Source organism: Nonomuraea sp. WAC 01424 (genome assembly GCF_003947315.1).
Classification (GTDB): domain Bacteria; phylum Actinomycetota; class Actinomycetes; order Streptosporangiales; family Streptosporangiaceae; genus Nonomuraea; species Nonomuraea spiralis.
On the sequence record NZ_QHHZ01000010.1, the window covers coordinates 26,122 to 45,534 of the forward strand.

Below are 19,413 nucleotides of genomic sequence, written 5' to 3' on the forward strand. Positions count from 1 at the left end.
ATGACCGACCGAACCTCGTACCGGGAAAGGCACAACCGCATGCACGACCTCATCCTGCGCGGCGGGACCCTGCACGACGGGTTCGGCTCGCCCGGCCGCACCGCGGACGTGGCGATCGGCGGCGGGCGGGTCACCGCGACCGGCCGCGACCTCGGGCGCGCGGCCCGCGTGGTGGACGTCGACGGCCTGGTCGTCGCGCCCGGCTTCGTCGACCCGCACAGCCACTCCGACACCGTGCCGTTCATGGCGGGGGCGCAGCCGTTCAAGTTGTGGCAGGGCGTCACCACCGAGATCGTCGGCAACTGCGGTTTCTCCTGCGGGCCGGCCACGCCGGAGTCGGCGGGCTTCACGCCGGAGGTCCTCAGCGAGCACACGTTCGCCACCTTCGGCGGCTACCTCGACGCCGTGGAACGCGAGGGCACCACCAACAACCTGGCCGTGCTCGTCGGCCACAACACGCTGCGCACGGCCGCCTGCGGCATGGACGCCGCGCTGCGCCCCGGCGCGCTGGCGCGGATGACCGAGCTGGCCGAGGAGGCGTTCGCGGCGGGCGCGTGCGGGCTGTCCAGCGGCCTGGAGTACGTGCCGGGCGCCTACGCGGCCACCGGCGAGCTGATCGCGCTGGCCCGCGCCGCCCGGCGCCGGAACCTCGTCTACGCCACCCACCTGCGCAGCGAGAGCGAGGGGCTGGCCGACGCCCTGGACGAGGCCCTGGAGGTGGCGACGGCGGCCGGGATACGGCTCCAGGTCTCCCACTGCAAGGCGTCGGGCCGGGCCGTGCACGGCTCCTCGGCGATGTTGCTGGACAAGCTGGCCGCCGCCCGGGTCAGGGGAGTGGACGTACGGGCCGACGTCTACCCGTACCGGGCATTCTGCACCGGGCTGGTCGCGCTGCTGCCGCCCGCGGCCTGCGAGGGCGGCGAGGCGGAGCTGGTCAGGAGGCTGGCCGACCCGGACGCCCGGCGGGCGCTGCGCGCGCTGGCCGAGGACCCCCGGCGCACGACCGGCGTCGGACTGTGGCGGGAGGCGCACCCCGAGGACGTGCACCTCCTGCGGCACGCCTCCGCCGCCGTGACCGGCCGCCGGCTCGCCGACGTGCTGGACGGCCGCGACCCCTGGGACGCGCTGTGCGACCTGCTCATCGCCGACCCGCACGCCGACGGCGTCTTCCACACGATGCACGACGACGACGTGACGCGGATCATGCGGCATCCCCTCGTGTCGATCGGCTCCGACGGCGGCCCGCCCGGCGGCCCGAACCATCCCCGCACGTACGGCACCTTCCCCACCTTCCTCGGCGCGTACGTGCGCGAGCGCGGGATCGTGCCGATGGCCGAGGCGATCCGCAAGGCCGGCTCGGCCACCGCGGCCCAGTTCGGCCTGGCCGACCGGGGCTGGCTGGGGCGGGGAGCGGTCGCCGACGTGTGTGTGTTCGACCCCGAGGCCATCCGCCACGACGGCACCTACGACGAGCCCGCGACGCGCCCGGCGGGCGTCGTCCACGTGCTCCTGGGCGGCCGAATGGTGATCGACGGCGGCGAGTTCACCGGCGGCCGGCACGGACGCCTCCTGCGCGGGGGGCAGGCGTGAGCGCCCAGGGCCGGGTGACGCTCGGCGTGCTGCTCGACAGCCTCGGCGCGGAGGCGGTGACCGCGCTGTGCCTGCCGTCCGGCCGCCAGGCCATGGTGGGCGCGCCCGTCATCCACGGCTCCGACGAGCCGATGACCGCGTTCGCCGGGGCGCTGCTGCTGGCCACCGGCCGGCCGGAGCCGTCCCTGCTGGAGGACGCGGCCGGGGCGGGCGCGAGCGCGGTCGTCGTACGGGCCGGGCTCGGCAACGCCGCCGCGCTGACCGAGGCGGCGCGGGACGCGGGCGTGGCGCTGCTGGCCGCCGCGCCCGGCCTGGCCTGGGGCCAGCTCTACGCGCTGGTCGACGCCCTGCTCGCGCTCGTCGCCCCGGCGGCCGACCTGGGCGGCGGCGTCCAGGCGGGCGACCTGTTCGCGCTGGCCAACCAGGTGGCCCAGCGCGTCGGCGGCGCGGTGGCCATCGAGGACCTGGCCATGCGCGTGCTCGCCTACTCCACGATCGGCGGCCAGCCCATCGACGAGCTGCGCAGGGAGGGCATCCTCGGCCGGCGCGTCCCCGAGCACCCGACGAACGCCGAGGAGTACGCCGCCGTCCTGCGCTGCGAGCAGGCCGTGTGGAGCTACCAGCCGCGCGAGTACCTGCCGAGACTGGCGATCGCGGTCCGCGCCAGGGGCGAGGCGCTCGGCACGATCTGGGCCATCCAGGCCGAGGAGCCGCTCGCGCCGGACGCCCCCGCCGTGCTCGCCGAGGCGGCCAGGACCGCCGCCCCGCACCTGGCCCGCATCAGCCTGGCCGCCGACAAGGCCCGCCGGACCAGGGACGAGTGGCTGGGCTGGCTGCTGCGCGGCGTCGGCCACGTCGGCGAGCTGGCCGCCTCCTTCGGCCTGCACCCGGAGGAACCGGTCACCGTCGTGGCGGTCGGCACCCGGGAGGTCGGCGGCCGTACCGACGCCTTCGCCGCCACGCACGCCGCCGACCTCCTGCGCACCGCCTACGCCGCCTACCGCATCAGGGCCGCCGTCGGCGCCGTGGACGGCCGGACGTACGCGGTCGTCGCCGCCGGGGCCGGCACGCCGCTGCTGCGGCGCATCACCGCCGACACCCTCACGCAGATCACCGACCGGCTCGGCGGCCGGTGGCGGGCCGGCGTCGGCAGGACCGCGCCCACGGTCGCCCAGGCCCCCGCCAGCGCCCGCCAGGCCGACGACGCGCTGCGCGCGATGTGCGGGCCGTTCGGCGGCGGCGAGGTCGGCCTGCACGAGGAGCTGGCAGCGGCACTGTTCCTGCTGGACGCGGGGGCCTCGATGCGGGCCAGCCCCGCCCCGGCGGGCGAGCCGCTGTCGCTGGTGGCCGAGCACGACGCCGGGCACGGCACCGACTACGTCCACAGCCTGCGCGTCTGGCTGGTCGCCCACTACGACGTGCCGAGGGCGGCCGAGACGTTGTCGCTGCACCCCAACACGCTCAGGTACCGGCTGCGCCGCATCGGCGAGCTGATCCCGCTCGACGACCCCGACGTCAGGCTCGTCCTGGGCCTTCAGCTCCGGCTGGCCGAGATCCGGGCGTCCGGCACAAACAGCGGCGGCTGAAGTTCGGCTTGCACGCCAACGCCCCGGCGGCGGCCCGGCGGAATGCTGGTGCCCATGGCCGAACTCCGCATCCTCCACGGCACGTCCCAGTTCCAGGCCGCCGACCGGCTGCTGCGCCGCATCTGGAACACCAGGGCGGGCGACGACCCGCCGGTGGCCGTCGACCTCATGTGCGCCCTGGCGCACACCGGCGGTTACGTCGGCGGCGCCTTCCTCGACGGCGAGCTCGTCGCCGCCGCGTCCGGGTTCCTCGCCGAGGGGGGCAGCCTGCACTCCCACGTCGTGGGCGTGGCCCCCGAGGCGCAGGGCCGGGGGATCGGCCAGGCGATCAAGGCGCACCAGCGCGAGTGGGCCGCCGAACGCGGCCTGAACTCCATCTCCTGGACCTTCGACCCGCTCGTACGCCGCAACGCCTTCTTCAACCTGGCCAGGCTCGGCGCGCGGGCCGAGCGGTACGTGCCCGACTTCTACGGGCCGATGAACGACGGCATCAACGGCGGCGACGTCACCGACCGCCTGTTCGCTCACTGGCCGGTACACCCGGCCGCGACCGCGACCGGGCCCCTGGGGGACGGGGACGCCGAGGTGATCCTCGACGAGCGCGGGACGCCGCGCGAGCCGGGCGGCGCGGCCGTACTGCGCTGCGCCACGCCCGCCGACGCCGAGCGGCTGCGGCGCGAGCGGCCGGAGGAGGCCGCGCGGTGGCGGGCCGCCCAGCGCGCCGCCCTGGGCGGCGCGCTCGCCTGCGGCTACCGGATCACCGCCTTCACCAAGGACGGCTGGTACGTGCTGGAGCGTGCGGCATGAGGATCGCCGAAGCCGAGCTGCGCACGGTCGCCCTGCCGCTCCTCACCCCGTTCCGCACCTCGCTCGGCACGCAGACCGTGCGCAGGGCGCTGCTGGTACGGGTGCGCGGGACCGAGGGGGAGGAGGGCTGGGGCGAGTGCGTGGCCGAGGACGAGCCCACCTACAGCCCCGAGTACCTGGAGGGCGCGGCCGACCTCATCCGCCGTTTCCTGCTGCCCGCCCTGTTCGCGCTGCCCGGCCTCGACCCGGCCGGCGTCGCGCCCGCGCTGGCGCACCTGCGCGGGCATCCGATGGCCAAGGCCGCCGTCGAGACCGCCGTCCTGGACGCCGTGCTCAAGGCCCGCGGCCTGTCGCTGGCCGCCTACCTGGGCGGCGTACGGCGCAGCGTGCGCGTGGGCGTGTCGGTCGGCATCGCCACCGGCCTCGACGCCCTGCTCGACACGGTGGACCGGCACGTCAGCGCCGGTTACGCGCGGATCAAGCTCAAGATCGAACCCGGCTGGGACCTGGAGCCGGTCCGGGTCGTACGCGAGACGTTCGGCGCCGGCCTGATGCTCACCGCCGACGCCAACACCGCCTACACCCCCGCCGACGCCCGCCATCTGGCCCGCCTCGACGCCTACGACCTGACCCTGCTGGAGCAGCCCTTCGCCCCCGACGACCTGGACGGGCACGCCCGCCTCGCCGCCCGGATGGACACCCCGATCTGCCTGGACGAGTCGATCACCTCGGCCCGCGCCGCCACGGCCGCGATCAGGGCGCGGGCCTGTTCCATCGTCAACATCAAGCCCGGCCGGGTCGGCGGCTACCTGGAGGCCCGCCGCATCCACGACCTGGCCCTGGCCGCCGACGTGCCGGTGTGGTGCGGCGGGATGCTGGAGACCGGGCTCGGCCGGATGGCGAACCTGGCGCTGGCCAGCCTGCCCGGCTTCACGCTGCCCGGCGACATCTCGGCGACGGCCCGCTACTACGAGCGGGACATCACCGCGCCCGTCGTCCTGGACGGCGACTCCATCGCGGTCCCCGAGGGCCCCGGCATCGGCGTCACGCCGGACCCGGCCGCCCTGGAAGCCTTCACCTGCGGCACCCCGGAACGCCTGACCCCCGACACCCCCTGACCACCGCGTCCACCGGCCCCGGCAGCGCCGGGGCCGGTCGCGGTGTGAGCTCAGTCGCGCCGCTCGTCCACCCCGGCGTCCGCGTGGTCCCGGGCGGTCACCATGCGGCTGACGGCCTCGGCGACCCGGTCCGGCGACGTGGCGAAGTTGAACCGGACGAACCCGCGCCCCTCCGCCCCGAACCTCGGCCCCGACCCCACGCCGACCCTGCCCCGCCGCAGGAACACCTGCGCGGGGTCGTCGCCCAGGCCCAGCGCGCGGCAGTCGAGCCAGGCCGTGTAGCCCGCGCGCGGCAGGTGGTAGCCGACGCCGGGGAGCTGGTCGGCGAGCTGGGCGGCCAGCAGGCGACGGTTGCCGTCCAGGGCGGCGAGCAGGTTCCCGAGCCAGGCGTCGCCGTGGGCGAAGGCGGCCTCGGCGGCGAGCACGCCCATCAGCCCGGCCACCTCGCTGACCTCCTGAGGAACGGCCGCCACGTCGGCGTACGCCGCCGGCCCCGGCACCACCAGGGCGGCCTTGAGCCCGGCGATGTTGAACGCCTTGGAGGCCGAGACGACCGCGACGGACCGCGCCGCGGCCGGGTTGTCGAGGGACGGGAACGGGACGTGCCGCGCGCCGGGGTAGGTGAGCGGCGCGAGGATCTCGTCCGTGACGACCCGCACGTCGTAGCGCTCGGCCAGCGCCGCCACCGCCGTCAGCTCCTCCCGGGTGAAAACCAGGCCGGTGGGGTTGTGCGGGTTGCAGAGCACGTACGCCCGCGCGCCGGACGCGAAGTCGTGCTCCAGCCGGTCCAGGTCGAGCCGGTGCCCGTCCGGCCCGGAGGCCAGCGGGCTGGGGATCACCCGGCGGCCGGCGCGGTCGATCCAGTACGAGGCCGGCGGGTGTCCGGGGGTGTTGACGACGACGCCGTCGCCGGGCTCGGAGACGATCTGGAGGATCTCCACGATGCCGGACATGACATCCGGGACCAGCCGGATGGCGCCGGCGTCGGGCTGCCAGCCGTAGTGCCGGTCGGCGAAGCCCGCGTACGCCTCGGGAAGCCGCCCGGGGAGCACGTAACCGGTGTCGCCGCGCTCGACGGCGGCGGTCAGCGCGGCGGCGACCGGCTCGGCGCGCGGGGTGTCCATCTCCGCGATGCGCATGGGCAGGACGTCCGGCGGGAACTCACGCCACTTCACGCTGCGCCGCCGGAGCAGCTCGTCGGTGGTGTAGGCGGTGAGGAGGCCGTGCGGGTCCGTGGTCAACAGCACCTTCCTTACAAATGGCCTTGAACCATAGACGGGTAGGGTATCCAGGCGGTAAGTGGCGATTTCACGGGGGTCGCCTCCGCCCGGCGGACACCGTGCCGGACCCGCGCGGCGTCGGCCGGGGTCAGTGCTTGTGGGCCTCTTCCAGGGGCGTGCCCGCCAGGCGCGCCTCGACCACGCAGGCGAAGGTGGAGCAGTCGAAGATGTCCTCGTGCGGGCAGGCCAGGCTGTGCGCGATGGCCGTACGCGCCGCCTGGGCCCGCGCGATGAGCTGGTCGAGCTCGGCGACCTTGCGCCGGTGGAGCTCCCGCCAGCCGTCACCGGCCGCCGTACGCGCCGCGATGAATGCCTTGACCTCGCGCAACGTGAACCCGACGTCGCGCAGCAACAAGATCGCGCCGACCAGCCCGGCCGCGGACGGCGGATAACGCCGCTGACCCGAGACGCGGTCCGGCTCCGGAAGCAGACCGAGCTCTTCCCAGTAGCGCAGCGCGGAGGCGGCGACACCGGTACGTCCGGCCAGCTCGCCGATCGTCAACTGCTCATCCATATGACCTCAAGCCTACGTGAACCTCCGCCCGCCGCCCCGGGCGGAGCCGGACGTTGACACCGGCACGCCCTTCTCCTAACCTCTTCTTCGGAGAAGATAAATCTCCAAAGAAGCAAATGCTCGAAAGAAGGGTAACGACATGAGCAGCATCCCCGCCGCCGCCGCCGCCGCCGCCGCCATCACCGCCGTGCTCGACCGGCTCGCCGACGCCTGGAGCCGTGGCGACGGGGACGCCTACGGCGCCCTGTTCACCCCGGACGCCACCTACGTCACGTACGTCGGCACCCTCTACATCGGCGCCAAGGAGATCGGCGACGCCCACCAGGCGCTGTTCGACAGTTTCGTCAAGGGCACCAGGCTGGCCAGTGAGACCGTCGGCATCCGCCTCGCCGGCCCCGACACCGCCCTCGTCGTCACCCGTGGCGACACCTACAAGGGCAGGCCGGGCAAGCTTCACAAGATCCAGACGTACACGCTGGTCCGGCAGGCGGACGGCGACTGGAAGATCGCCGCCTTCCAGAACACCAAGCACCAGGCGGTCATGGAGGCCATCTCCTTCAGGTTCCAGCCCGCCAGCAAGCCCGCCGCCCACGCCCTCTAGCGGCGTCGTGCGACGTCCGGGATCCATGAGCCGTGGAAGCCCGCCGGGACGGCGCGGGGCAGGTCGACCGCCGCGACCGGTGCCGCCGCCAGGTTCGAGGCGTCGAGCACCAGGAGGCGGGAGGCGCTGCCGTCGTGCCGGGTGGTGATGGACAGGAGCCAGCCGTCGTCCTCCCCACGCGGGCCGGGGACGGCCGGGACGAACACCGCCTCGCCGATGTACGTCCCCGGCTCCAGCCGGTGGCTGCCGGCGCCGCCGCCGACGAGGTCGTACTTGACGATCGCGGAGTCGTCGCTGGTGTAGAGGTAGCGCGCGGCGCGGCCGACGCGGTCGTCGTCGAGCGTCGGGAACTCCACGGCGCGCTCGTCGAGCGCCTGCTCCCGTACGGTGCCGGTGGCCGGGTCGAGAATCCAGCGGTGCAGGCGGGCCGAGCCCTCGAAGGAGGCGGACGCGGCCGGATCGCCGCTGCCGCCCGCCATGCGCCAGACGGCCGTGAAGTCGGCGCGGCCGTAGCGGACGGCGTCGAGCACGATGCGCCCGGAGGCGTCCTCGTGGGCGTTGCCGACGTGGAAGACGTAGCAGGGCTCGACGTCGAACCAGCGCACCGGCGCGCCGGGCCGGTCGTGGCGCATCACGCCCAGGCGGGCGCCGTAGCCGTCGTCCCACTGGTACGGCATGGTCCGGCCGGCCAGGTGGGGCTGGAAGGTGACGGGCAGGTCGAGCCAGACGACGTGGTGCTCGGTGATGGCGAAGTCGTGCATCATCGTGCCGCCTGGGACCGCGACCTCGCGACTGTGCACCAGCTCTCCCGAGGCGTCCAGGCGGTGGTAGGTGAGGTAGGGCGGGCGTACGCCGTAGCCGAAGAAGTGCAGCTCGCCGGTCGCCGGATCCTGCTTGGGGTGGGCGGTCATGGCGGTGGTCAGCCGCCCGCCGAAGTCGAGGGGACCGTCCGTGCCCAGGTCGGGGCTGATCCGGTACGGCAGCCCGTTCTCCACCAGCGCGAGGACGCGCCCGGCGTGCTCGATCACGTGCGTGTTCGCCGACACCGCCGTGAGGTCGCGGCCGCCGTCGGGCCGCGCGTACGGCAGCCCGGCGAGCCTGCCGGTACGGACCCAGCGGTTGCGGTACCACTCGGCGCGGCCGTCGCGCAGCCGTATGCCGTGCAGCATGCCGTGCCCGTTGAACCAGTGGCCCGGTCGCTCGCCGGGCAGGGGGTTGGGGCCGTTGCGGACGTAACGGCCGGTCAGCTCCGGCGGCAGCGCCCCCGACACGGGCAGGTCGTGGGCGTCGATCTCATCGGGCACGGGTGCCATGTAGGACATGTCAGCTCCTTCGTCGCGTGAGGCACCGAAGTCTTTACCTATCCAACTGGATATGTCAATTTGGAGAGGTAAGGTGAGCGCATGGCACTGCGATACGCCCTGCTCGGCCTGCTCTCGGAGGGGCCGGCGAGCGGATACGACCTGGCCAAGGCGTTCGAGGGCGAGCTGGGAAGTTATGCCTGGCAGGCCGGTTACAACCGGATCTATCCGGAGCTGGCCCGCCTCACCGAGGAAGGGCTGATCGAGCCCGCCGGCGAGGGGGTGCGGGGGCGCCGCGCGTACGGCGTCACCGACGCGGGGCGCGCCGAGCTGCGCGCGTGGCTGCTGGCGCCCCGCAAGGGCGGCGCGGTCCGCAACGAGCCGGTGTTGCGGCTCTTCCTGCTGTCCGCCCTCGACCCCGAGGACGCCCGCACGGTGCTGCGCGAGATCGCCGACAACAGCGAGCGGCAGCTCGCCGAGCTCGGCCCGGCGATGGCGGTGGACACGCCGGTCTCACCCGGCGGACGGCTCCCGTTCGGCTGGCTCGCCGCCGGTTACGGGCTGCGCCAGTACCGGGCCGCCCACGACTGGGCCACCTGGGCGCTCGGCGAACTCGACAAACTTGGCGAACTTGACAAACTCGGCAAGCCCGGCAAACCGGGGCGGCGACACCCGGAGGCGGACTCGTGACCCCGGGCGCGGCGACGCCGCCCAGCCCTGCGGGTCCCGCCCGGCGCCCGCTGCTCTTCCTCGACGTCGACGGGCCGCTCATCCCGTTCGGCCCGGTCCCGGGCGGGCATCCGACCTTCCGTACGGCCTCCGCGAACCCGCTCCTGGCCAGGGTCGACCCCGCGCACGGGCCCCGGCTGAAGGCGCTGCCGTGCGACCTGGTCTGGGCCACGACCTGGATGGACGACGCCAACGACTGCGTCGCCCCGCTCCACGGCCTGCCGCGCCTGCCGGTGGCGACCTGGCCGGAACCGTCCGAACTCGACGAGCGGACGTGGCTGCGCGGAAGCGGGACGGCCGCCGAGGACGTCCGACGCTGAAAGGCCTCGGTTACCGCGGGCCCTCAGCCGGCGGGGGCTCGGTGACGGCGAACGCGCCCGCGGACGCGGCGAGCACGGCCGTCCTGGCCGCCTGGTCAGGCAGGTCCGGGTCGGGCGGCGTACGCAACAACACCAGGTGGTGGTAGAGCGGCGCGACGGCGGCGACCAGCAGCCGTCGCGCGTCGGTGTGCGGCGGGAGTTCGCCGCGCTCGACGGCCCGCCGGACGATGACCTCGCAGCGGGTGTAGCGGTCCTCCCAGAGCCGCCGCACGCCGCGCGCCGCCTCCTCCGAACGGAACGACGCGGCGATCAGCGCCGCCGCCATCGACGGCTGCTCGGTCAGGGCCGCCTGGTTCTCGTGGTTGAGCGCCGAGAGGTCGCCGAGCAGGGAACCGGTGTCCTCGGGCTGCCAGTCGTCGTCGCCCGTCGCCTCCAGGACGTCGGCGAGCAGGCCGCCGACGTCCCGCCAGCGCCGGTAGACCGTCGCGCGGTGGACGCCCGCGCGGGCCGCGACGGCGTCGAGGGTCAGCCCGTCGAAGCCGTGCTCCGCGAGCTCGGCGCGGACCGCGTCGAGAACTTGCGCTCGAATGCGACCGGTACGGCCACCCGGGCGGCTGCGCCGGGCCGGCGACGGACTCGCGGACGTCATGGCTCCCTTTCCGGTTTGCTACGCGGACAGCATCATGACACCATCTTAATGTAGAAGTTGTCGCATTAACGGCGGTTCACGAAGGGAAACGCTCCATGAACGCCCACGTCCCCGCCGACCCCACCGTCGTGCACCCCATGCCCGGCCAGCCGCGGGTCGTGCTGCTCCGGCCGCTGGTCACGTCCCCGCTGATCGAGGTGGGGGAGTACTCCTACTACGACGACCCGGACGATCCGACCGCGTTCGAGACCCGCAACGTGCTCTACCACTACGGCCCGGAGAAGCTGGTCATCGGCAGGTTCTGCGCCCTGGGCACCGGGGTGCGGTTCATCATGAACGGCGCCAACCACCGCATGGACGGCCCCTCGACCTTCCCCTTCCCCACCATGGGCGGCTCCTGGGCCGAGCACTTCGACCTGCTCACCGGCCTGCCCAACCGCGGTGACACCGTCGTCGGCAACGACGTCTGGTTCGGCTACGGCGCGACGGTCATGCCCGGCGTACGGATCGGGCACGGCGCGATCATCGGCGCCGGGTCCGTCGTCACCTCCGACGTGCCCGACTACGGGATCGTCGGCGGCAACCCGGCCCGCCTGATCCGCCTGCGCCACAGCAAGGAGGACGTCGCCCGGCTGCTCGCGGTGGCCTGGTGGGACTGGCCCGCCGAGCACATCACCGAACACGTGCGCACGATCATGTCGGGCAGCGTCGCCGACCTGGAGGCCGCCGCCCCGGGCGCGTGACGCGCCGCCCGCGCCCGTTCCGCCGTCAGACCTGAAACGAGTGATCCACCATGTCCCGCCGCGCCCACATCGCCATGATCGGCATCCCCGCCGTGAGCCACGTCCTGCCGAGCCTTGAGATCGTCCGCGAGCTGGTGGGCCGCGGCCACCGGGTGACGTACGCCAACGACCCGGCGGTCGGCGACCTGATCACGGGCACCGGCGCCGAGCTGGTCCCGTGCACGTCCACGTTGCCGGTCGCCGACAACAACTGGCCCGACGACCCCATCGCGGCGATGAGCCTCTTCCTCGACGACGCCGTGCAGGCCCTCCCGCAGTTGCGCGCCGCCTACGACGACGACCCCGCCGACCTCTACCTGTACGACATCGGGGCCTACGCCGCGCGGGCCCTGGCCGAGACGCAGGGCCGCCCGCTGCTGCAACTGTCACCGACGTTCGTGGCCTGGAAGGGCTACCACGAGGAGGTGGCGGCGCAGCTGTGGCAACTGCCGGGGGCCGACGCCTACCGGGACAGGTTCGCCCGCTGGCTCACGGACTCCGGGGCCGCCACCACCGACGTGGACGCCTTCTCCGGCCTGCCGCCGCGGGCGCTGGCCCTGATCCCGCGGGCCATGCAACCGCACGCCGACCAGGTCGACACCGCCGTCGTGACCTTCGTCGGCCCCTGCCACGACCCGCGCGGGCCGCAGGGCGGCTGGACCCGTCCCGCCGGGGCGGAGAAGGTCCTGCTGGTGTCCCTGGGGTCGGCGTACACGCGGCAGCCGGAGTTCTACCGCCAGTGCCTGGCGGCCTTCGGTGACCTGCCCGGCTGGCACGTCGTCCTGCAGATCGGCAAGTACACCGAGGTGGCGGAGCTGGGCGAGATCCCGTCCAACGTCGAGGTGCGCTCCTGGGTGCCGCAGCGGGCGATCCTCGACCAGGCCGACGCGTTCGTCACCCACGCCGGCATGGGCGGCTGCTGCGAGGGCCTGCTGGCCGGGGTGCCGATGATCGCCGTACCGCAGGCCGCCGAGCAGTTCGCCAACGCCGACCGGCTGGTGGAGCTGGGCATGGCCCGCCGCCTCGACACCGCCGACGCGACGGCCGAGCCCCTGCGCGCCGCCCTGGCCGAGCTGACCGCCGACCCGGAGGTGGCCCGCCGCCTGGCGCGCCTCCAGGCCGAGGCACGGGCCGAGGGGGGCACCGTCCGCGCGGCCGGCCTCGTCGAGGGCCTGCTGCCCTGAGGGACGGCGCGGGACACGGCTGTTCGTGGTAGGTACTCACGGCATGGAGTTCTTCTGCTATCACCGTGACCGGCCCGGCTCCGGGGCGCTGCGTACCGAGCTGGGCGAGGCCCACTGGGCCTACATGGACCGGTTCGAGGCGGAGCTGATCGCCCGCGGCCCGACGTTCGACCGCGACGGCGGCGATGATGACGGCACGGCCACCGGCAGCGTGCACATCGTCGACCTGCCGGACCTCGCCACCGCGCGGGCGTTCGTCTTCGACGAGCCCAACTACCAGGCCGGGGTCTACCGGGACGTGATGTTGCGCCGGTGGCGCAACGTGCTGGGCCGCACCATGTGGGAGTTCCCCGGCGGACGCAAGGGCGGCAACCGGTACCTGGTGCTGGGCCTGGCCGCCGGGCAGCCCGCCGACCTCGTCCCGCCGGCCGGCGGGGACGAGCTGATCGCGTACGGGCCGCTGCTGTCCGACGACGGCGCCGCCTGGCTCGGTACGGCGGCGCTGGTCCGCGCGCCGGACCCCGACGCGGCGCGCGCCGTCCTGACCACGGACCGGTACGCCGCCGTCGAGGTGCACGACTGGCAGTTCGGCGGCCGAAGGTGACGACCGGCCTGTCATGACGACCGGCCTGTCATGACAGGCCGGCCTCCCGTGACGACGTGGGCCGTCAGACGGCCTCGGGGGGCTCGGCGCGGCCGAACGCCGCAGGGTCCCGGCGGGCCTCCACCGCGGCGACCGCCTGCCTCACATGACCGTGGATCCGCACGAGCTCCACGGTGCCGGTGATCTGCAGCAGCCGCGCCACCGAAGGCCGCAGCCCCGCCAGATGCACGTCCGCGCCATGGGCACGGGCCAGCGTGGCGGCGGCGAGCAGGACGGACAGGCCGGAGCTGTCCAGGAACGCCAGCCGGCTCACGTCGATGATCAGGTGCTCGTCCAGGCCGCGGCGAACCCGGTCGAGGTAGGTCTCCAGGTGGCCGGAGGAGGCGGCGTCCACCTCGCCGGCGATCGTGACCAGTGTGATCCCCGGCAGGTGGCTGCTGGCCAGGTGCATCACAACCGCTCCGCGTCGTCCGAACGCCGGTCGGCCTGGGCGTCCCGGACCGCCATGACGGCTTCGTCCACGTCGGCGTGGATGTTCAGCGCGTCCCACACCCCCGTGATCTGCAGGATCCGGGCCGGGATGTCCCGTACGGCGGCCAGGTGCAGGGTCCCGCCCTGGTCGCGGACGTCGTCGTGGGCGCGCAACAGGACGTGCAGGCCGCTGCTGTCCATGAAGGCCAGCCCGCTCAGGTCGAGGATCAGGGAGTGGCCGGGCCGGTGGGCGTCGCGGATGGTGGACGCCAGGCGGTGGGTGTTGGTGGCGTCGAGCTCTCCGGAGACCGTGACCAGGACGCCACCCCGGACCGGCCGGCAGGTCATGTCGAGCAGCGACATGGCGGCCTGGACGTGGCGCTCGGCGCGACGGCAAGGTACGTCTGGGTGACGGACATCGGTGATCCCCAAGTGGGCCTGGCCGGTCGGGACGGCATCGAGCCGCCTCAGATCCAAGGTTAGGGGCGAAGCGGGTTACAGGAAAGAGTTTTCGTCATAGGATCTTCACGTGACGATTGTCCGCCGCCCCGCGGGTCCGGGACGCCCAGGCAGAGAAGGCGCCGAAGACCGTGCCCGCATCTGATGACCATCCGGCGACCTGGACGTTCCTGACCCATCACGCCCGCGTGCTGGTGGAGATCGCCCGCGATCCCGACGTACGGCTGCGTGACATCGCCGCCAGCATCGGCATCACCGAGCGCGCGGTGCAGAACATCGTCTCCGACCTCTACCACGACGGCTACCTGACCCGGGAGCGGATCGGCCGCCGCAACCGCTACAGCCTCGACCTCGACCGGCAGTTCCGCCATCCGACCGAGGCGGGGCTGCCGGTCCGTCTGCTGATCGAGCTGCTCATCGCCCGCGACCGGCCCGGCCGGGACGACTGATCCCGGCTCGGGCGTCCGTCCGTCAGAGGGCGCGGCGCGGACCCGCCTGGGCGCGGACGGCGGCGGTCGCGGCGCTCAGTTCCTGCGCGTCCTTGATGGTGCGGTTCTCCTCGTACGTGACCCCGGGCGGCGGGGCGTCGTCGCCGAGCGGGTCGGCGTCCCAGAAGTTGCCCCGGTAGACGACGTTCTCCAGCGGCGGGCCCACGTGCAGCACCGCCGTGTTGTCGGCGCGCGCGACGACGTTCTCCTCCACCCGCACCCAGGAGGCGCCGTAGTCGGTGTAGAGCCCGAAGTTGTACGGCGTGCGGGTGTCCTCGATGACGTTGCCCAGCACCAGCGCCCCGTCGTCGTGGGAACCGCCCTGCGGCCCCGACACGTACACGCCGCCGCCGTCGGCCAGCACCTGCATGGTGTCGACGGTCCGGTTGCGTACGATCCGGGTGCCATCGCCGGGCCCGGCGGTGATCCCGCAGTGCGGCACGTCCCTGACCTCGTTGTGCGCGATGACACACCCGGACGTCCCCATCACCGCGATCCCCGGCGATCCCGGATATTCGAGCCCGACGCCGCGCACCAGGTTGTCCTCGATCGCCGTGCCCCGGCTGCCCGTCACCACGACGGCCCCCGCCGAGAGCGTGTCGAAGTCGCAGCCGCGCACGACGTGCCCCTCGCCGCCGGACACCCCCAGCCCGAACGCCCCCAGCCTGGTGAACCGGCACCCCTCGATCACCACGTCCGAGCAGTCGTCGAACGTGACGCAGGCGGGAATCGTCACGGAAGCCGTGGGATACGTCACGGACGCCCCCTCGCCCAGCTCCGCCACGCCGACGCCGCCGCCCTCGTAGAAGCCGCTGCCGTGATAGTGCACGAAGCCCTCGGGACGGCTCGGGCGCAACCAGGTCGCCTCGGCGAACGTCAGCCCGCGGAAGGTCACCCGCCGCGCGCCGGACCCGCGTACCAGGGTCTCCAGCGCCGGGGCGACCACCCGCGTACGCGCCGGGTCCTCGCCGGGAAGGGGCAGGTAGCGCAGCACGTGACGGCCCGGCCGTGAGCGGTCGAGCACGAACGTGCCCGGCTCGCGCAGGAAGCTCGGGTCGTTCTCGATCCTGGTGGGCAGGCCGGGCCCGGCGGAGGTGGTGCCCTCCCAGGTGGAGTTGTACAGCTCGGCGGCCCATCCGAAGGCGGGCGTCGCCATGGTGATCACGGTCCGGTCGCCGTCTTGGGCGACGTCCGCGACGGGCAGGCGGCACTCGGTCCACGGGTACACGCCGCGGTGGACGAACTCCACGTCGCGCGGGCTGGTCCAGGCCAGCGGCGCGGCGCTGTCGGTGACGTAGCCGGTGGCGGTCGCGGCCGGGGACGAACCGGGCAGCCCCTCGAGCCCGGCCCGGGCGGCGCGGCGGCCGTCCACGTAGAGCTGGCGGGTCTCCAGGTCGCCGACGTCGGCCAGCCAGACGCCGTCGCTCACCTGCCAGCCGGTGATCGTCCGGCCGCCGCTCAGGACGGCGTCCTCCTGGTCGGGGGTGCCGTGGCCGTACGCCTGGTAGACGGTGCCCGAGTCGGCCTCGGTGAGCTCCAGAGGCTCGCCCAGCACGTGGACGCCGCCCCTGAGGTGGACGACGGACTCCCCGCCGGACTCCCCGGCGGCCTCACGAGCGGCCTCGCGGGCGCGTTCGAGGGTGGCGAAGGGGCGTTCGAGGGAGCCGGGCCAGGAGTCGTCCCCGCCGGGTGCGACATGGAAGTGGAACACAGGTATCCCCTTTGCTGTTTATGGCGTACACGGAGTAATACACCATAAACGAGGGAGGTGCCAATGGCGCGAGGTGTGGCGGGGGACCCGGACCACGGGATCGAGCTGCTGTGGCGGGACGCGGAACGGGAGCCGCGGCCCGGCCTCAGCCTGGGCCGGATCGTGCGGGCCGCGGTCGAGCTGGCCGACGCCGAGGGCCTGGAAGGGTTGTCGATGCGCAAGGTCGCCGACCGGCTGGGCTTCACGACCATGTCCCTCTACCGCCACGTACCCGGCCGCGACCAGCTCGTGGACCTGATGCGCGACGAAGTGCTGGGCGAAGCCCTCGCCACCGCCCCGGACGCCGCCCCGGACGCCGGCGGTGGCTGGCGGGGGCGGCTGGAGGAGGCGGCCTGGCGGGCGTGGGAGCTCCGCATGCGCCACCCGTGGCTGGCCGAGGTGCGCGGCTCCCGCCACCTGCCGGGCCCGAACGCGGTCGCCCACTACGACCACATGCTCGGCGCGCTGACCGGCACCGCGCTGCGGCCGTCCGAGGTGGTCGCGGTGGTCGGCCTGCTCGGCCGGTTCGTGGACGCCGAGGCGCTGCTCCGGGCCGAGACCCGGCGCGAGGAAGGCCGCAGCGGCGTGTCCGAGCAGGAGTGGTGGGGCGCCCGCGACTCCCTGTACGAACGCCTCGACCGCTATCCCGCCCTCTCGCGCCTGTGGGAGACGGGCGGCTGGGACGAGCCGGAGGACTCCTTCACGTTCGGCCTGCGCCGCCTCCTGGACGGCGTCGAGGTGCTGATCCGGGGGCGTGACGAAAGTCGTGACGAAAGATGCCCCGAGTGCGGCACACCACTGGAAACCGCCCCCTCGGGCCGCCCCCGCGTCTACTGCTCACGAGCCTGCCAACAACGCGCCTACCGCAAGCGCAGATCGGCGGACTGACCCAACCCGGCGCCCGCCCCGGGGCCGACGACTCCGACGGCCCCGGTCCGACGGCCCCGGATCGGGGCTCGCCGTTCGCCGGGCTGCCGGGCAACGGGGTGGCTGAGGGCGGGAGTCGTGGCGGGCGGGTGATGGGCGCGGGAGCCGTGGCGAGGTCGCTAAGCTGCGCGTATGGCGCGGATCCTCCTCCTCCACTCGATGTACGGCCTGCGGCCCGCCGTCCACCAGGCCGCCGACCGGCTCCGTGCGGCGGGGCACGAGGTGCACGTCCCCGACCTGTACGACGGCCGCGTCGTGGACACGCCCGAAGCCGGGATCGCCATCAAGGAGGAGATCGGCCGCGAGGAACTGCTGCGGCGGGCCATAGCCGCGGCCGCCCCGCTGTCCGCCGACGGCCTGGTCTACGCCGGCTTCTCGCTCGGCGCCGCCGTCGCCCAGAACCTCGCCCTCGGCGACGAGCGCGCCCGGGGCCTGCTGCTCATGCACGGCACCTCCGACATGGCCGAGGACGTCTCCGCCGACGACCTGCCGGTCCAGCTCCACGTGGCCGACCCCGACTTCTACGAGCCCGCCGACTGGCTGAACGCCTGGTACCTGCGGATGCGCCGGGCACGGGCCGACGTGGAGGTCTTCCGCTACCCGGGCGTCGGCCACCTGTTCACCGACCCCGACCTGCCCGACCACGACGCCGAGGCCGCCGAACGCGCCTGGGCCGTGGCCCTCGACTTTCTCGCCGACCTCTGACAGGACCTCTCCCACGTCCGTCCCACGTCCGTCCCACGTCCGTCCCAGGACGGTCCCGCGACGTGGCCCACTCTCGGCGACGACCTTCCCTGCGGTACCCGGCTGTGCTTGTCTTAGCTGTGGTGGCCGCTGAAGGGTGGTATCTCGGAGAGATGAAGCGCGATGACCCCCGCTCCATCGACGCCATGCGCGCCACGTCCCAGTTCGCCGCTCTCGAACCGATCTGGGCTGGAATCAGCTCCACCATGCAGTTGCGGGCCCTGCTGGTGTTCGGGGCGCTGTTCAACGAGCGGGTCTACGTCCACGACACGCAGCTCGTGGACAACCCCCGGGTCGTGGGCGACTTCAGCAGGTCCGACCTGCGGGAGAACAACTTCTACCGGCTGCTCAGGCACCTCATCGCGGCGGGGGTCGTGGCGGTCGGGCTGCGTTCCCACAACTACCTCTACCGGGAGGACCGCCTCGATGCGTGCGACTCCCTGGCCGAGGTGCTGGAGAGCTGGAAGCGGAACAGCCCGGACGGCAAGGGCTGGGTCATCTCGCCGATCTCGGTCGCCCGCAACGAGATGATCGAGGAGCTCGACGGGATTCTCACCGGCGACGGTCCCGTCGTCGTCCGCTACGACTACGTCAGCGCCAAGGACGACTTCATGCGGCAGGTCCGCGACGCGGCGAACTCGCCCGACTCGGTGCTGACCGCCCTGCTGTCGGCACAGCCGATCGAGCTGCGAAGACGGTACGACGAGATCCTGGCCAGGCCACGCTTCTCGCACACGCCGATCTTCGCCCTGCTCCACGAATCCGGGCTGCCGGTCAGCAGCGAACTGATCCAGATCCACGGCCTCTTCGACGAGACCGCGCACGCACGCGCGTTCAACGCGAGGATCATGGGATCCGACTGGAACTCCGAGGACGGCACAGGGCTCGCCGAGGCCGTCCTCACCGACGGGCGGCTCGAGCGCGGGCAGCCAGGTGCTCGCCTCGACCCGGAGGAGCTCGTCGAGACGGCCTACCGCATGGTCGAGGGCCCGCCGCCCGACCTGCTCGCCATGCTCCGCTTCGAGGAGATCGTCGAGCTGCGCGAACAGGCCAGGGAGCTGTTCGAGATCCAGTCCTACCTGGAGGTCTCCGACGCCCGCGACGTGGACGACGCGCTGGCCGCGGCCCTGGCCGACTGCGCCGCCGACTACTGGCAGCGTGTCTGCGACCACATCCGGGCGACGCGGCCCCACCTGACCGTCCGGCCCACGCGCCTCGGCATCTTCCTGCGCGGGAAGATGCCCCGGCTCGCCAAGGTCGCCGAACGGTTCGCGGTGAGCGGCCTGTCCACGCTCACCGAGGTGGCGATCAACGCGGTGCCGCTGGTCGGGGGCATGATGGGCGAGGAGACGAAGACCAGCGTGCTGCGGCGCGCCAACATCGAGTTCGTGTTCTTCGCGGACTCCGCACGCATGCGGGACCTCAGGAACTTCTACCCGCACCGGAACTGGATCTCCTCCGACGCGAGATCGATCACGAGCCGGTGAGCGCGGCACACTTCCCCGGGAG

21 protein-coding genes are annotated in these 19,413 nt (G+C 73.5%); 14 read left to right on the forward strand and 7 right to left on the reverse strand.

The window, feature by feature from the left end:
* Genes DMB42_RS26635 through menC form a run of 4 tightly spaced genes read left to right on the forward strand, consistent with a single transcriptional unit; the run spans position 1 to position 5,101 of the window.
* A complete protein-coding gene (locus DMB42_RS26635; RefSeq protein ID WP_260477964.1) occupies positions 1 to 1,590 on the forward strand; it encodes an amidohydrolase family protein in 1,590 nt (529 codons plus the stop codon).
* Positions 1,587 to 3,176, forward strand: a complete 1,590-nt coding sequence (locus DMB42_RS26640) for a CdaR family transcriptional regulator (protein ID WP_125637775.1) — start codon at positions 1,587 to 1,589, stop codon at positions 3,174 to 3,176. The genes DMB42_RS26635 and DMB42_RS26640 overlap by 4 nt, the downstream gene beginning before the upstream one ends.
* Positions 3,177 to 3,230: 54 nt before the next feature.
* Positions 3,231 to 3,983 (forward strand): GNAT family N-acetyltransferase, encoded by a 753-nt coding sequence (locus DMB42_RS26645; protein WP_125637776.1) that lies wholly within the window; start codon positions 3,231 to 3,233, stop codon positions 3,981 to 3,983.
* Positions 3,980 to 5,101 (forward strand): o-succinylbenzoate synthase, encoded by a 1,122-nt coding sequence (menC, locus tag DMB42_RS26650; RefSeq protein WP_125637777.1) that lies wholly within the window; start codon positions 3,980 to 3,982, stop codon positions 5,099 to 5,101. The genes DMB42_RS26645 and menC overlap by 4 nt, the downstream gene beginning before the upstream one ends.
* A gap of 50 nt (positions 5,102 to 5,151) precedes the next feature.
* On the opposite strand, the gene DMB42_RS26655 is transcribed toward menC, so the two are convergent.
* Together DMB42_RS26655 and DMB42_RS26660 are read right to left on the reverse strand one after the other, a co-directional pair.
* Positions 5,152 to 6,342: a MalY/PatB family protein gene (locus DMB42_RS26655; RefSeq protein WP_260477965.1), complete on the reverse strand. Its 1,191-nt coding sequence runs from the start codon at positions 6,340 to 6,342 to the stop codon at positions 5,152 to 5,154.
* A gap of 127 nt (positions 6,343 to 6,469) precedes the next feature.
* A complete protein-coding gene (locus tag DMB42_RS26660; RefSeq protein WP_125637778.1) occupies positions 6,470 to 6,895 on the reverse strand; it encodes a MerR family transcriptional regulator in 426 nt (141 codons plus the stop codon).
* 139 nt (positions 6,896 to 7,034) lie between these two features.
* Between DMB42_RS26660 and DMB42_RS26665 the strand changes: the two genes are divergently transcribed.
* Entirely contained in the window at positions 7,035 to 7,496 is a 462-nt protein-coding gene (locus DMB42_RS26665; protein ID WP_125637779.1) for an SgcJ/EcaC family oxidoreductase, read from the forward strand.
* Here DMB42_RS26665 and DMB42_RS26670 read toward each other — a convergent pair.
* Positions 7,493 to 8,818, reverse strand: coding sequence for a carotenoid oxygenase family protein (locus DMB42_RS26670; protein WP_125637780.1), 1,326 nt, complete (start codon positions 8,816 to 8,818; stop codon positions 7,493 to 7,495). The two genes, DMB42_RS26665 and DMB42_RS26670, sit on opposite strands and share 4 nt — an antisense overlap.
* An 81-nt stretch (positions 8,819 to 8,899) precedes the next feature.
* Here DMB42_RS26670 and DMB42_RS26675 point away from each other — a divergent pair, with 81 nt between their 5' ends.
* Both DMB42_RS26675 and DMB42_RS26680 read left to right on the forward strand, forming a co-directional pair.
* The gene (locus DMB42_RS26675; RefSeq protein ID WP_125637781.1) at positions 8,900 to 9,487 is read left to right on the forward strand and encodes a PadR family transcriptional regulator; all 588 of its coding nucleotides are present in this window, start codon (positions 8,900 to 8,902) and stop codon (positions 9,485 to 9,487) included.
* Positions 9,484 to 9,846, forward strand: coding sequence for a hypothetical protein (locus DMB42_RS26680; RefSeq protein ID WP_221762352.1), 363 nt, complete (start codon positions 9,484 to 9,486; stop codon positions 9,844 to 9,846). The genes DMB42_RS26675 and DMB42_RS26680 overlap by 4 nt, the downstream gene beginning before the upstream one ends.
* Positions 9,847 to 9,856: 10 nt before the next feature.
* Here DMB42_RS26680 and DMB42_RS26685 read toward each other — a convergent pair whose 3' ends face one another.
* Positions 9,857 to 10,495 (reverse strand): TetR/AcrR family transcriptional regulator, encoded by a 639-nt coding sequence (locus DMB42_RS26685; RefSeq protein WP_125637782.1) that lies wholly within the window; start codon positions 10,493 to 10,495, stop codon positions 9,857 to 9,859.
* Between the two features lie 95 nt (positions 10,496 to 10,590).
* Between DMB42_RS26685 and DMB42_RS26690 the strand changes: the two genes are divergently transcribed.
* Genes DMB42_RS26690 through DMB42_RS26700 form a run of 3 tightly spaced genes read left to right on the forward strand, consistent with a single transcriptional unit; the run spans position 10,591 to position 13,065 of the window.
* Entirely contained in the window at positions 10,591 to 11,238 is a 648-nt protein-coding gene (locus tag DMB42_RS26690; RefSeq protein ID WP_125637783.1) for a CatB-related O-acetyltransferase, read from the forward strand.
* A gap of 50 nt (positions 11,239 to 11,288) precedes the next feature.
* Positions 11,289 to 12,461, forward strand: coding sequence for a macrolide family glycosyltransferase (locus tag DMB42_RS26695; protein ID WP_221762355.1), 1,173 nt, complete (start codon positions 11,289 to 11,291; stop codon positions 12,459 to 12,461).
* 43 nt (positions 12,462 to 12,504) lie between these two features.
* On the forward strand, positions 12,505 to 13,065 hold the full coding sequence (locus DMB42_RS26700; protein WP_125637784.1) for a YciI family protein: 561 nt from the start codon (positions 12,505 to 12,507) through the stop codon (positions 13,063 to 13,065).
* Between the two features lie 64 nt (positions 13,066 to 13,129).
* Here the strand turns inward: DMB42_RS26700 and DMB42_RS26705 are convergent, their stop codons facing one another.
* Both DMB42_RS26705 and DMB42_RS26710 read right to left on the reverse strand, forming a co-directional pair.
* Positions 13,130 to 13,516 carry an STAS domain-containing protein gene (locus DMB42_RS26705; RefSeq protein WP_125637785.1) on the reverse strand — a complete coding sequence of 129 codons (387 nt, stop codon included), beginning with the start codon at positions 13,514 to 13,516 and terminating at the stop codon, positions 13,130 to 13,132.
* Positions 13,516 to 13,899, reverse strand: a complete 384-nt coding sequence (locus tag DMB42_RS26710; protein WP_125637786.1) for an STAS domain-containing protein — start codon at positions 13,897 to 13,899, stop codon at positions 13,516 to 13,518. Before DMB42_RS26710 ends, DMB42_RS26705 begins: the two co-directional genes overlap by 1 nt.
* A 227-nt stretch (positions 13,900 to 14,126) precedes the next feature.
* On the opposite strand from DMB42_RS26710, the gene DMB42_RS26715 reads away from it, so the two are divergent.
* Positions 14,127 to 14,444 carry a MarR family transcriptional regulator gene (locus tag DMB42_RS26715; protein ID WP_125637787.1) on the forward strand — a complete coding sequence of 106 codons (318 nt, stop codon included), beginning with the start codon at positions 14,127 to 14,129 and terminating at the stop codon, positions 14,442 to 14,444.
* Between the two features lie 22 nt (positions 14,445 to 14,466).
* Here DMB42_RS26715 and DMB42_RS26720 read toward each other — a convergent pair whose 3' ends face one another.
* Entirely contained in the window at positions 14,467 to 16,194 is a 1,728-nt protein-coding gene (locus DMB42_RS26720) for a right-handed parallel beta-helix repeat-containing protein (RefSeq protein WP_125637788.1), read from the reverse strand.
* Positions 16,195 to 16,257: 63 nt separating this feature from the next.
* Here DMB42_RS26720 and DMB42_RS26725 point away from each other — a divergent pair, with 63 nt between their 5' ends.
* From DMB42_RS26725 to DMB42_RS26735, 3 genes are all read left to right on the forward strand, one after another.
* A complete protein-coding gene (locus DMB42_RS26725; protein WP_125637789.1) occupies positions 16,258 to 17,121 on the forward strand; it encodes a TetR/AcrR family transcriptional regulator in 864 nt (287 codons plus the stop codon).
* Between the two features lie 171 nt (positions 17,122 to 17,292).
* A complete protein-coding gene (locus DMB42_RS26730) occupies positions 17,293 to 17,865 on the forward strand; it encodes a dienelactone hydrolase family protein (protein WP_125637790.1) in 573 nt (190 codons plus the stop codon).
* Between the two features lie 152 nt (positions 17,866 to 18,017).
* Positions 18,018 to 19,391, forward strand: a complete 1,374-nt coding sequence (locus DMB42_RS26735; RefSeq protein WP_125637791.1) for a hypothetical protein — start codon at positions 18,018 to 18,020, stop codon at positions 19,389 to 19,391.
* Positions 19,392 to 19,413 lie beyond the last annotated feature (22 nt).